The 12,669-nt window shown below is 61.1% G+C and carries 12 protein-coding genes, 1 pseudogene and 1 riboswitch; of the genes and pseudogenes, 7 read left to right on the top strand and 6 right to left on the bottom strand.

The genetic code is table 11. The annotated features are described in order from the left end of the window. Positions 1-182: 182 nt before the first annotated feature. Positions 183-299: riboswitch (TPP riboswitch) on the top strand. Between the two features lie 100 nt (positions 300-399). Genes thiC through MAXJ12_RS24530 form a run of 6 tightly spaced genes read left to right on the top strand, consistent with a single transcriptional unit; the run spans position 400 to position 5,532 of the window. Next, positions 400-2,211, top strand: a complete 1,812-nt coding sequence (gene thiC, locus MAXJ12_RS24555; RefSeq protein WP_008838755.1) for a phosphomethylpyrimidine synthase ThiC — start codon at positions 400-402, stop codon at positions 2,209-2,211. After that, positions 2,208-3,209 carry a glycine oxidase ThiO gene (thiO, locus tag MAXJ12_RS24550; protein ID WP_008838754.1) on the top strand — a complete coding sequence of 334 codons (1,002 nt, stop codon included), beginning with the start codon at positions 2,208-2,210 and terminating at the stop codon, positions 3,207-3,209. The genes thiC and thiO overlap by 4 nt, the downstream gene beginning before the upstream one ends. Beyond that, positions 3,178-3,375: a sulfur carrier protein ThiS gene (thiS, locus tag MAXJ12_RS24545; RefSeq protein ID WP_008838753.1), complete on the top strand. Its 198-nt coding sequence runs from the start codon at positions 3,178-3,180 to the stop codon at positions 3,373-3,375. Before thiO ends, thiS begins: the two co-directional genes overlap by 32 nt. A gap of 5 nt (positions 3,376-3,380) precedes the next feature. Beyond that, on the top strand, positions 3,381-4,154 hold the full coding sequence (locus MAXJ12_RS24540; RefSeq protein WP_008838752.1) for a thiazole synthase: 774 nt from the start codon (positions 3,381-3,383) through the stop codon (positions 4,152-4,154). Next, complete coding sequence (locus tag MAXJ12_RS24535) at positions 4,151-4,756, top strand: thiamine phosphate synthase (RefSeq protein WP_008838751.1); 606 nt, start codon at positions 4,151-4,153, stop codon at positions 4,754-4,756. Before MAXJ12_RS24540 ends, MAXJ12_RS24535 begins: the two co-directional genes overlap by 4 nt. Continuing rightward, positions 4,747-5,532: a hydroxymethylpyrimidine/phosphomethylpyrimidine kinase gene (locus MAXJ12_RS24530; protein WP_008838750.1), complete on the top strand. Its 786-nt coding sequence runs from the start codon at positions 4,747-4,749 to the stop codon at positions 5,530-5,532. Before MAXJ12_RS24535 ends, MAXJ12_RS24530 begins: the two co-directional genes overlap by 10 nt. Here the strand turns inward: MAXJ12_RS24530 and MAXJ12_RS24525 are convergent. The 6 genes from MAXJ12_RS24525 to MAXJ12_RS24500 all read right to left on the bottom strand — a co-directional run bounded on the left by MAXJ12_RS24525 (position 5,529) and on the right by MAXJ12_RS24500 (position 11,908). Continuing rightward, positions 5,529-6,353: a hypothetical protein gene (locus MAXJ12_RS24525; RefSeq protein ID WP_008838749.1), complete on the bottom strand. Its 825-nt coding sequence runs from the start codon at positions 6,351-6,353 to the stop codon at positions 5,529-5,531. The two genes, MAXJ12_RS24530 and MAXJ12_RS24525, sit on opposite strands and share 4 nt — an antisense overlap. Positions 6,354-6,438: 85 nt before the next feature. Next, on the bottom strand, positions 6,439-7,962 hold the full coding sequence (locus tag MAXJ12_RS24520; RefSeq protein WP_008838748.1) for a DUF1254 domain-containing protein: 1,524 nt from the start codon (positions 7,960-7,962) through the stop codon (positions 6,439-6,441). 67 nt (positions 7,963-8,029) lie between these two features. Next, entirely contained in the window at positions 8,030-9,463 is a 1,434-nt protein-coding gene (locus MAXJ12_RS24515; RefSeq protein WP_008838747.1) for a DUF1254 domain-containing protein, read from the bottom strand. Between the two features lie 106 nt (positions 9,464-9,569). Next, a complete protein-coding gene (locus MAXJ12_RS24510; protein ID WP_008838746.1) occupies positions 9,570-10,091 on the bottom strand; it encodes a hypothetical protein in 522 nt (173 codons plus the stop codon). A 51-nt stretch (positions 10,092-10,142) separates the two neighbouring features. Next, on the bottom strand, positions 10,143-11,585 hold the full coding sequence (locus MAXJ12_RS24505; RefSeq protein WP_040587756.1) for a DUF1254 domain-containing protein: 1,443 nt from the start codon (positions 11,583-11,585) through the stop codon (positions 10,143-10,145). Positions 11,586-11,614: 29 nt separating this feature from the next. Further along, positions 11,615-11,908, bottom strand: a complete 294-nt coding sequence (locus tag MAXJ12_RS24500; RefSeq protein WP_008838744.1) for a hypothetical protein — start codon at positions 11,906-11,908, stop codon at positions 11,615-11,617. Between the two features lie 235 nt (positions 11,909-12,143). Between MAXJ12_RS24500 and MAXJ12_RS39140 the strand changes: the two are divergent. Then, positions 12,144-12,669, top strand: a pseudogene (locus MAXJ12_RS39140) (hypothetical protein); the annotation flags it as partial.

Raw genomic sequence — 12,669 nt, 5'->3', positions numbered from 1 at the left:
GCCCTCTAACACCTGGAAAAACAGGCGTTTATGGACGGGCACTAGGCTAGGAGCGCCGAGCCCGTTGCTCGCCTCCGGCGAGTAGCTTGCTCCCACGCGCGCCAGTTCTTCCTTCAGGCTTGAGCGGGCTTGATGATCGGCCGAATGCGCTTGACAAAATCGTGAGCTCCCGTTCAACTCCATTTATTCACCAGGGGAGTCCCGGCAAGGGGCTGAGATACTGCTGGCTTTCGCGGCGCAGTGACCCGTTGAACCTGATCCAGTTCATACTGGCGTAGGGACGGTGCAAGCGCTTTGCGGGACTCTATGCCCGAAAACCTGTAAGCAGGCAGGCCAGAGCGTCTTTTCATCCTTCCGGCACAGAACTGGGTCTCCAATGCATGAGCAAAGGAGCCTCAAATGAATGCCATCAACCCCGCCGTTTCGACGGGACCGCTGCCCGCCTCGAGGAAAGTCCATAAACCCGGCTTGATCCACCCGCAGATCAGGGTGCCAATGCGGGAAATCGCCGTCCATCCGACGGCAGGCGAACCGCCTGTCACCGTCTATGATCCGTCCGGCCCCTATACCGACCCGACCGTCGAAACGAGCATCGAGAACGGCCTTGCCCGGCTTCGGCACGGATGGATCAAGGCGCGCGGCGATGTCGAATTCACGGAAGGCCGCAGTGTCAGGCCAGAGGATAACGGGTTCGCATCAGGTGAACGGCTGACGCCCGAATTTCCCGCCCGCCACCGGCCACTCAGGGCCAAAGCCGACAAGGCGGTGACGCAGCTTGCCTATGCGCGCGCCGGCATCATTACTCCGGAGATGGAATTCGTCGCCATCCGCGAGAATCTCGGCCGCGAGATCGTGCGTGGCAGCCTGCTGCGCGACGGCGAAGCCTTCGGCGCCGTGATCCCCGACTTCGTCACGCCGGAATTCGTCCGCGACGAGGTGGCGGGCGGGCGGGCGATCATTCCCGCCAACATCAACCACCCCGAGAGCGAGCCGATGATCATCGGCCGCAATTTCCTGGTGAAGATCAACGCCAATATCGGCAATTCCGCCGTCACCTCGTCGATGGCCGAAGAGGTGGAAAAGATGGTCTGGGCGATCCGCTGGGGTGCCGACACCGTTATGGACCTGTCGACCGGCCGCAACATCCACAACATCCGCGAATGGATCATCCGCAATTCGCCGGTGCCAATCGGCACAGTGCCGCTCTACCAGACACTCGAAAAAGTCGGCGGCGTCGCCGAGGACCTGACCTGGGAAATCTACCGCGACACGCTGGTCGAACAGGCCGAACAGGGTGTCGACTATTTCACGATCCATGCCGGCGTGCGGCTGCATTACATCCCGCTGACGGTCGACCGGGTCACCGGCATTGTCTCGCGCGGCGGCTCCATCATGGCGAAATGGTGCCTGCATCATCACCGCGAAAGCTTCCTCTACGAGCATTTCGAGGAAATCTGCGACATCGCCAGAGCCTACGACGTGTCCTTCTCACTCGGAGACGGCCTTCGTCCCGGTTCAATCGCGGACGCTAATGATGCGGCGCAGTTCGCCGAACTGGAAACGCTTGGCGAACTGACAAAGATCGCCTGGGCCAAGGATTGCCAGGTCATGATCGAGGGACCGGGCCATGTTCCCATGCACAAGATCAAAGAGAACATGGACAAGCAGCTCGACGTCTGTGGTGAGGCGCCCTTCTACACGCTCGGACCTCTGACGACGGACATCGCGCCGGGCTACGACCACATCACGTCCGGCATCGGCGCTGCCATGATCGGCTGGTTCGGAACAGCCATGCTCTGCTACGTCACGCCCAAGGAGCATCTCGGCCTGCCCGACCGCAACGACGTCAAGACCGGTGTCATCACCTACAGAATAGCCGCGCACGCCGCCGATCTCGCCAAGGGCCATCCTGCGGCGAAGCTCCGCGACGATGCGCTGTCGCGGGCGCGGTTCGAGTTTCGCTGGGAAGACCAGTTCAACCTGTCGCTCGACCCCGAAACGGCGCGCTCCTTCCACGATCAGACCCTGCCGAAGGAGGCGCACAAGCTGGCGCATTTCTGCTCCATGTGCGGCCCGAAATTCTGCTCGATGCGCATCTCTCACGACATTCGGGCTGAGGCGCAGAAAGAGGGCATGGCGGCGATGGCGGCAAAATACCGCGAGGGCGGCGACCTCTATGTGCCGGTGAACGAGACCAGCGAGCAGTCATGAGGGTGCTGGTCAAAGGGGCCGGCGTCGCCGGCCTCACCGCCGCCTTCGAACTCGCCGCCCGCGGGGCGGCGGTGACCGTCGTTGAGACCCGGCACTGCCTTGGCGGCAACGCATCATGGATGGCCGGCGGCATGCTGGCGCCATGGTGCGAGCGTGAGAGCGCGGAGCAGCCGGTGCTGGATCTCGGGCGTGATGCCGCCGACTGGTGGGATGCAGCGCTGCCGGGTCACGTCACCCGGGCCGGAACGCTTGTCGTGGCGATGCCGCGGGATGCGGGCGAACTCGACCGTTTTGCAAGCCGCACCTCGGGCTACCAGTGGGTCGATGAAGACGAAATCACGCTCCTGGAACCTGATCTGGCCGGCCGTTTCCATCGCGGGCTGTTTTTTCCAGGCGAAGCCCATCTCGATCCGCGCCGTGCGATGGCGGCCCTGCATGAAAAGCTCGCCGAAAGAGGCGTCGAATTCCGCTTCGGAATCGACGCTCGGCACGTAGCGGGCTTTGAATACGAGATCGACTGCACGGGAATGGCGGCCGGCGATGAAAGGCTTCGCGGTGTGCGCGGCGAGATGGTGATCCTGTGCGCACCGGACGTCTCGCTGGCGCGGCCGGTCAGGCTGCTGCACCCGCGCTTTTCGCTCTATCTGGCACCGCGCGCTGATCACCATTTCATGGCGGGCGCAACAATGATCGAGAGCCGTTCAGCGGAACCAATCACGGGGCGGTCAATGATGGAGCTTCTGAACGCGGCCTATTCCGTTCACCCGGCCTTCGGCGAAGCCGCGATCGTTGAGACCGGCGTCGGCATTCGCCCGGCCTATCCCGACAATCTGCCGCGCGTCGAAAGACAAGGCAGAACCGTCGCGATCAACGGGCTCTACCGTCACGGCTTTCTTCTTGCCCCGGCCATGGCGCAACGGGCGGCCGACCTTGTTTTCCGTTCTGACAAACCAGCGGAGTATGCTGATGAAACTGATAGTCAACGGCGAAGCGCATGAAATCGACGCTGCCACGCTGGCGGAACTGCTTGCCGTCCTCGACTATGAGGGCAATTGGCTCGCAACGGCCGTGAACAGCGACGTCGTGCATGCGACGGCGCGGGCGCGGTTCCAGTTGAACGACGGCGACCGGATCGAAATCCTCGCACCCATGCAAGGCGGGTGACCTCGATGCTCGATCTTTACGGAACGAAACTTCCCTCGCGCCTGCTTCTAGGCACCGCGCAATACCCCTCGCCCGCCATCCTTGCGGATGCGGTCAAGGCATCCAGGGCATCCGTGGTGACCGTCTCGTTGCGCCGCGAAATGGCAGGCGGCCGCAGTGGGGAAAAATTCTGGTCTCTCATCCAATCCCTGCGGCTACGCATCCTGCCCAACACCGCCGGTTGCCACTCCGTCAAGGAAGCTGTCACGACCGCACAGATGGCGCGCGACGTTTTTGGCACGAACTGGATCAAGCTCGAGGTGATCGGCAATCATGATACGCTGCAGCCGGATGTCTTTGGCCTGGTCGAGGCCGCACGAGTCCTGTGCGAAGACGATTTTGCAGTGTTTCCCTATACCACGGATGATCTTGTCGTCGCCGAGCGGCTGCTCGCGGTGGGCTGCAAGGTCTTGATGCCGTGGTGCGCGCCGATCGGTTCGGCGCTCGGGCCGGTGAATGCCACCGCGCTCCGCTCGATGCGCGGCCATTTCCCGGATATCCCGCTGATCGTGGATGCGGGTCTCGGCCGCCCATCACATGCTGCATTGGTGATGGAACTCGGCTTCGACGCGGTTCTCCTCAACACGGCGGTGGCCAAGGCCGCCGACCCTGTCGGCATGGCGCGGGCGTTTGGCAATGCAGTCGATGCCGGCCGGGAAGCCTATCGCTCGGGATTGCTCGAGCCGCGCGACGTCGCCGTCCCGTCGACGCCGACAATTGGCCGGGCGGTGTTCCAATGAGACTCGATCCCTTTTATCTGATCGTCGACAGCGCCGCCTGGATCGAAAGGCTGGCGCCGCTCGGCGTCAGGCTGGTGCAGCTTCGCATCAAGGATCTGGACGAGGCCAGGCTGCGCGCGGAGATCCGAAGCGCCAAGGTCTTGTGCGCCCGACACCGATGCCAGCTCATCATCAATGATTACTGGCGGCTGGCGATCGAGGAAGGCTGCGACTTCATCCACCTCGGCCAAGAGGACATGCAGGCGGCGGACCTTTCCCGGATAAAGGCGGCAGGTCTCCGTCTCGGCCTCAGCACGCATGACCATTTCGAACTCGAAACGGCACTTGCCGCCAGACCGGACTATATCGCGCTCGGCCCGGTCTATCCGACCGTACTGAAGCAGATGAAATGGGCGCCGCAGGGGCTCGAACGGATTGGCGAATGGAAACGCCGGGTCGCAACGACACCGCTGGTTGCGATTGGCGGCCTCAACCCCGCCCGGCTCGAAAGCGTCTTTGCGGCCGGCGCCGACAGCGCCGCTGTGGTGACCGACATAACATTGAATGCCGACCCGGAAGCGCGAACACGCGAGTGGATCGAAAAGACGAAGCGATGGCGTTGAGCGGGGAACCGCATGTGCTGGTCATCGGCGGATCCGACTCAAGCGGCGGCGCCGGCATAGCTCGCGATATCGAGACGATCTCGTCCCTCGGCGTACGCACCTGCATCGCCGTCACCGCGGTGACGGTTCAGACGCATGAAGCCGTCCTAGAAACCCATCATTTGCCGCCCGGCTTGTTGGCCGATCAGATGCGCGCCGCGCTGCAGGCCAATAAGGTGGCGGCCATCAAGATCGGCATGCTCGCGACGGAGCAGATCATCGCTGCCGTTGCGGCGGTGCTGCGCGAAAATCGGGTTATACCGGCAGTGCTCGACCCGGTGCTGGCCTCCTCTTCGGGCAGACCGCTTCTGGAGGCAGGCGCGATCGGCACGCTGACACGAGATCTCATGCCGCTCTGCTGTCTCGTCACACCCAATCTCGTCGAACTGGCGGTCCTCGCCGGCTCGCGACCGGCTGTGGACGACGAAGAGGTGTTGCAACAAGGACAACGGCTATTGGACGCTGGGTCGCCGGCCTTGCTGATCAAGGGCGGCCACGCTGCGGGACTTCGATCCACGGATATCCTGCTGCGGCCGCGTCAACAGCCAATCCGCTTCGATGCGCCCCGCCTTGTCGGATCGATGCGCGGGACCGGCTGCATGCTGGCCAGCGCCATTGCCGCGCATCTGGCGAAGACACGGTCGCTTGAAGAGGCGGTATGCCAAGGCAAGCAGTTCGTTTTCATGAAGCTTCGAGGAGCGCAAACCAGCCGTCGTCGGATCGTGCTCTTTGCCTAGAATCTCATTACAGCGCCGAGCACGGGCCCCTGCTGGACGACATCATAGACAAAGCCGTCATCTTCGTAGTCGACGCCCATCGCACGGTAGCCGGCGACAAGCGACAGCCACTCGTTCCATTGATAACCGACGCCCCCGAACACGTCCCATGTAACGTCGGAAGCCGCGCCGAAGCCGCCAACCATGCCCCATCCGGCAACGTACCAGGACGGATCGATGTCGAGGCGTCCCTTGATCCCGACGATCGGGTCCACCCAGGTGCTTCCATCGCTGCCGCTGAAGGCGGCGAGCGGCGGACCGCCAGCCGACAGGCTGATTTCAATGTCGTTGTCGACGCTCCAGATGCGGGCGCCGGCCATCAGGTCCACGGTCGCCGTCGGCTGGGAGACGGCGCGGTACTCGCCCATGATGGTCGCGGTCAGGCTGCTGGTCTCGACGCTGGCGTCGAGGCTGACGGGGACGCCCGCTATAGGCCGCGTAACCGATTCTTCATCCTCGATCTTGACGTAGATTACATCGACCAGAAGCCCCCAGGTTCCATTGTGCGCTTCCCCGACAACCATGCCGCCGAACTTCAAATTGTCGAAGATGTCGCCGAAGCTCATGTCGATGTCGACCGGGTCACGACCGAACAGACCGACGTCGCCTTCAAGCCCAGCACCCCAGAAATAGGGCGCTACGCTGAAGGTCCATTCCCTGCCTGGGATTGCATCGTCGAGCGGGGCTGCCTCTACCCCGACATCGGCTGCATTGACAGCCGGTGCGACCAGCATAATCGCGGTCGCGGCAAGCATCGAAGCTACGCTTCTGCCAATCGTCATGTGGAATCCCCTCCTGCGCGGGCGGTTTGCGGTCTGCTTTCGGGGGCGGAAAGCTCCCGATCTGCCAATGGTGTCACCGTATCCCCTACTTTACGAGCTCGATCTCACCCGGCTTCCAGCTCTTGTCGAACCATGACTCCAGAGGACCATAGAGGCGAAGGAGCGTAAACCAGCCCTTGCCGGGAACCGTCTGCACCCAGTTGGCTTCATGGCCTTCCGGTGCTGTGGGGCCGAACCAGACATCGACCGAGGAGTCCGCGTTGATCAGGATGTCTTTCTTGTCGCTGCCGATGCTCGGAAATTGCTGGTCTGTCTGCAGCATCGAACGCGTCTGGTTGTCATACAAGACGAACGACCAGAATTCCTTTGCCGGAATGTTTGGCGGCAGGTGCACCTTGTAGGTCTTGCCGCCACCGAACGGCTTGCCGTCCTTGTCCGTCATGGCGCCGGCGTATTGCGAACCGATGCCGACGCGCTTGATCGCCATGGCCGGCGTGATGCCCGTTGCAAGATAGTGAAACAGGACGCGGGCATCCAGATAACGAACGCCGGGCTGCAGAAGGAACTCGTAGCTACCGCCGACAAAGCCGGTGACCCAGGCGCTATCAGGATAATAGTAGGCGTCCTTCATGCGGGGCTTGAAGGCGATGGTGCGCGCCGTCGCATTGCCGACGGCCACGGCTTCGGTGAGGATCTTCTTCATCCGCTCGTCGGGCGCGAAGGGTTTGCCCTTTTCGATGCCGATGGCCGCGAGTTGTCCCAGGACTTCCGGGTGATAGGCCTCGTTCGGCTCGTACTGGACGATGTCGTTAACCTCCTCGTAGAAATGGAAATCATTGGCATGGATGGTGTTGAACTCCTTGCCCGAGGAATTGATGAACTTCATCGGCGGTGGGTTGTCGGCTTTCGAAAGGCGATAAACCTTGGCAAACTTCCTGGTGTTTTCGACCGCGGTCGCAGTGCTGCCATTCTCAAGGAAGCCGCGCCAGAAGAACAGGTTTCCGTAGGTCGACGTCCGCAATACGAAATAACCTTCGGGGACCTCGCCCTCGTAACCCGGCGGCAAAAGCAGGTATTTTCCGCCCTTGCCCTTGTCCGGGCCGGCATTGCCGACATCGCCGACATATTGGAACCAGTGATCGTCGATCATGCCCAGGATGTTGGGCGGCGTCTCTATGACCAGCGGGCCGGCCTTGGTGTCCAGCCACATCAGATTGTAGATGCTCTCGGTGTTGCCAGTCAGGAACAGCGAACGCGAGTCCATGAGGTTTTCGAAAATCAGGATGGTCTGGTTGTTGTCGGCCCCCTGACTGGCCAGTCCAATCCGCAGGGCTTCAACCGATGCACCTGGCATAGCGTTGAGAAAAGCATCGACGCCGCGCATGAAATCGAGATTGTCGTAGATCTTCTCCGACGTGGCGTCATCCGGGAAGCCATCGAAGAAGTTCAGCGTGCCAATCCTGGTGTCCACACTCTCCGGTGTGGTGATCGAATCCGGTAGCGGCGGCGTCATCTTCATCTTCATCTTCGGCGCGTCGGCGGAAGCGGTGCCCAAGCCCATCAGTACCACGGCGGCGGTGGCGCAAAGCAGTTTCGTCGTGCGCATCATTGCTCTCTCCTCTTCGACATCCGACGCCAGGCATCAGCATGGTCGGGATAATTCATGGTCGGGACAATTATTGCGCCACATTGATACCGGGCGGCTGCCATGTGCCTTCGCCGACCGGTAGAATTGAAGGCGCTTCGCTCTTCGGCCAGTACAACCGCATCACGAGATAGACTGTGTCGTTGGGCGCAGGCAGCCAATTTGCCTCCTTGTCCGCGCCGGGGCTGTCTTTCTGGATATAGACGGTGAGCGAACCATCCTCGTTCTTCTTCATGCCCGGCAACATCGGCGAGTTGATGAGATAGCGATTGATCGGGTTCTTGATCAGGAGTTGGCTCTTGCCGTCATATATCGTCACCGACCAGAAGGAGTTCACCGGTGGGAGTTGCCCGGCGGGAAAGGTGATCGTGTAGTTGTGCTTGCTGGCGTCGAGTGTTTCGCCTGTCGCATCGGTCCGGGTAAAGGGATACATGGCTTCCACGGCATCGTTCCCGTAGAGCCCCGCCTTGGCGGCTGCGGCGCGCTTCAGCCAGTCTCCCTTGTAAAAGTTGCGGTCGCCAAAGAACGAACCGACGCTCCAGCCGTTGATGATTTTGTTTCCGCTGGCAGCAAACTTGGCGACCTTCTCATCGCCATCCTTCATGCCAAGGCCGATTTCCAGCTTGTGAGCGATTGGAAGGTCCTTGAAATCGAATGACTTACCGGGGCCCACACCAATCCGTGCGAGCTTGGCACGGATAGCTCTGTCCTCTTCCGTGGCTGGCACGAACTCGAGGGCGGCATCGAGATAGTCGAAGAAGTTGTCTTTGATTCCCTGCGTTGTTGCCGGCAGGAACTCGATCTTCGGTGCGGCTGGGGGTGCAGGTTGCTTTAGGAAGGTCGACAACGGCTGCACGTTGTAGCCGGCCTGCATCTTTTCCACATTCGGCAAATCTTCGAGGTTGATAAGCTGGGTCCGAAAGTTGGCGAACACGAACGGAGTGGTCGAAGAAAAGACCTGCTTGATGCCGGCGGGCTTCTCGCCTTTCCAGTCTGGTCCGGCAACGAGATAGGAGCCCGAATCGCTCCCCGTGGCACGGCTGCCAATGTAGCCAAAATTGTAGGTATTGCCGTCAATCAACTGCACCGAATAATAGCGCTCCTTCTCCACCGCCGGCACGGAGATCACCATCGGCTCGGCACGCAGATCCAGCCACAATATGGAGTATGGCGTGTCGCTGTTCGGCGTGACGATTGCCGTGTCCTCCGGGGTGGCTACATGGCTCATGTTGTCGAGTTCGTTGAACGGTGCCTTGAACTGCCCCGAGTTCTTGTCGACGGCGAACTCGTGCATTACCGCATAATTCATCACGAGCGGCAGGCCGTAGATGAAGCCTTCCTCGGCGATGTCTTTGGCCTCGACGATGTCAGGGTAGCTCTGCGCCATCAGCAGGCTGGGTCTTGCAATCGCGGCGCCGGCGACGACCACCGCGGCTGAGCGAAGTAGATCCCGCTTCGTCAACATTTGCCGTACTCCTTTATTGTTCGATGAGCGATCGAATCGATTCGAGTTAGCTGAAGCGGCTGCGGTCAGGATCGTCTGAAGGTCGATGCCGCGTCTCAGGCAGATGTCAATAAAGAACCGCCTGCCGGAAGCCGCGCCTTGCCGCGCCCGCATAGGAAAGCGGCGTCAACGGCATGCCGATGATGTCGATGAACACGGAAACCTCGGAGCCCTTCTCCGGCATCTCGCCAACCACCTTCACCGTATGGGTCAGGTCATTGCCGTTCAGTTCCGGACCCTCCAGGACGACGACAACCTGCTGGAGCTTGTCCGCTTCGAGGAACGCGACAAGTCGGCGTTCGGCGGATCGGAAAGGAGCAGTCCTTGCCCTTGCTCCAGAACGGTACGAAAGCCGTCGTATCCATGTTCCCAGCAATGCGCTCGGGGCGGTCCGAGAAGAACACGTCGTGGCGCCGATACCTTCGAGCGTCAGCTTGCTCGTCGGCTTGTCGAATGTCATGGCGCTCGCGGTCTGAACGAACAGAAAATCGGCCACGTCATCGGCTGCCCGCGCCGGCCGTGGTCTGAGCGGCACCGCCGTTGCCGCGACGGCCGTGGCTGCCAGCAGCAGGTTCCGTCTAGTCGTCATGGTCTTCCCCTCCGTTGAAGCAGCAGACGTTCGGTTAAGGTCAGCAGATGATCAGCCGGTCTTCTTCACCGGCGGGATCGTCCAGGATCCGTCGATGATCGAAGGATTGCTCTCGTTTGGCCAATAGAGCCGCATCATCAGGATGAACTTACCCTCCGGCGCCGGTAACCAATTTGACTCCTTGTCGGCGCCGGGGGATTCGTGCTGGATCAGGATATCTATAGACCCGTCGGCATTGGCCTTCAGCGGCTGGCGCGCGCTGATCGAATAGCGGTTCAGCGGGTTGTCGACGAAGAAGTAGTTCTCGTCATACATGGTCAGCGACCAGAAGCCGGAGACGGGCGGCGTCAGGCCATTCTTGAAGGTCAGAACGTATTTTTCCGAACCGTCATATTTCCGCTTGATCAGACCGCCACCAGACTTCAACGATGTTGGATAGATCGCATCCTGCGGCCGATTGGCGCCAAGCCCGATGGCAGTGACAAGCGCCCGCTGGATGTAGTTGGCGCCGTAGATGCCGGTCTTGGTTGTGAAGCCCCAGCCATCAACGTCCTTGACGTCGCCATCGCTGAACTTGAAGTGCAGCATGATCTTGGCGAAGCCGATCTGGGGAACGCGCTTGGCGAAGGCCGGATCGAACTTCGTTTTGTCGAAGTCCTGCCCGGGAACGATGCCGATCTGCGCCAGCTTCTCCAGCATCGGCGCGTCGGCCTCGTTGGGGGGATTGCGTTTCAGGAGCTCGGCGAGGAGGGTGAAGTACTCGACCGCATCCATGTTGTTTACCTGATCGCGAACCGCCGTCTTCATGTTAATCGAAGGATCAACCTTACCTGCGGGCGGTGTCCACTCCTTGCCCCATGCGCTCAACGGATAGAGATTCACTTCGTCCTGAAGCTTGTGGACCTCGGCATAGTCCTCGGGCGTACCAGTGCAGTAGATGCGGCCGAGCAGCCAGACGATGCTGGTTGGCGACTTGTATTGCTTGACTCCTTCCGGCAGCGTGCCTTCCCATCCGGGGCCTGTGACGGCGAAAGTCTGAGCTCCCGTTCCGGTGGTCCGCTTTCCGGGAACATCGAATACGGTCGTCCAGCCATCCAGCATCGGGAAAAGCGCATAGCGGTCGTTCATGTCCGGCAGGCTGACGATCCAGGGCTCGTCGCCGACGTCGAAGAAGGCTGTCGTGTAGAGCGTGTCCGCGTTCGGCGCGGTGACGTCCCGGAACTTGGCGTTCGGGTACTCCCGCAGCTTAATAAGATGGCCCATCGGAGCCCTCGTTCCCTTGGGCTCGGCGACATTGGTTATGACTCGACGGGTCATCTCCATCGTGACCAGCGGATAACCGTAGATATAGGCCTCTACAGCGAGGCCGAATTCATCCGACCCTTCGATCAGGTCCGAAATCAGGCCTTCGCCGAATGCGGCGGTCGAGCTGAGCGAGGTCGCGGCCAGCAGGCTGGCGCCTCCCATGGAAAGGGTTCGACGCGAGATATTCATGGTGTTCTCCTTCGTGTTTGTCAAATGGATCATCGGCCTGCGCGCGGTTTCACGACAATGTCCTTGTCCAGCAGTGCAGTCCCGACTTCCGCGACCAGCCGATCTATCAAATCCTGCCATTCGGCCCTCCTTGCCTCACGCACAGCCGATGCAACCCGGTCGACCTTCGACAGCGCCAACTCGGCTTCCGCGAGTTCCTCGCACATGTCGCAAAAAGCCTCGCTTTGGGCCATCAGCCTGCGGATCGCCAGTTCATATTGCGGATATCGGCGAAGTGCCGCCGAGAACGCTTCTCGCTTGTTCGACCCGCTTTCCGGTGCCATTGGCGCGATCCGTTGATTGCGCCAGACTAGGCCGAGACCGTTGATGATGCGACCAGCAGCATGTAAGTTACGTGGGGCGGACACGTAATTTACATGGAAAAGAGTCCGGCAAAGATCGCTTACTTAAGAATGTACTAAAGAATAGGTGGGGGTTTCGGTGGTCCAGTCGGAAGCACCCGCGGCGAGGGAGCGGGATCTCCCCGCGGAGGACTGTCGCGCCCAGCTTCACCGGATCTTGAACAGCGCCGACTTTGAGGCGACTGACCGCGAGCACCGTTTCCTCAGTTATGTGGTGGAAGAGACGCTGTCGGGGCGCGATGGCCGGATCAAGGCCTACTCGATCGCCGTCGAAGTGTTCGGCCGCGATGTTTCCTTCGACCCACAATCGGATCCGATTGTCCGCATCGAAGCCGGTCACCTGCGCCGCTCGCTCGAGCGGTACTATTTCACGGCGGGACAAGCCGACCCGGTTCTCATCACGATTCCGAAAGGTGGCTACGTCCCTGCTTTTTCCCTTCGATCGCTACCGCCCACCACAGACCTTCCGGCAATTCCCCTTGCTTCGGTGGCCGCTGCAATCTCCGCACGACCGAAGGCGGCCGGGCTGTGGATTGGGCTTCTGGCGGTGGTTGCGGCTACGGCAGTGGCTGCCGGCGCGTGGTGGTGGAGCCCGCCACAAATCGGTCCGGGCGCGCCCAAAATTCCCCGCGTGCTGGTGGAAAAGTTTGACGACCTGACCGGCACGCAAGCCTCGGCAGCCG

It is taken from the genome of Mesorhizobium alhagi CCNWXJ12-2 (assembly GCF_000236565.1).
GTDB lineage: Bacteria > Pseudomonadota > Alphaproteobacteria > Rhizobiales > Rhizobiaceae > Allomesorhizobium > Allomesorhizobium alhagi.
Note: the sequence above shows the minus strand (reverse complement) of the source record. Positions and strands in the feature narration are given on the sequence as shown.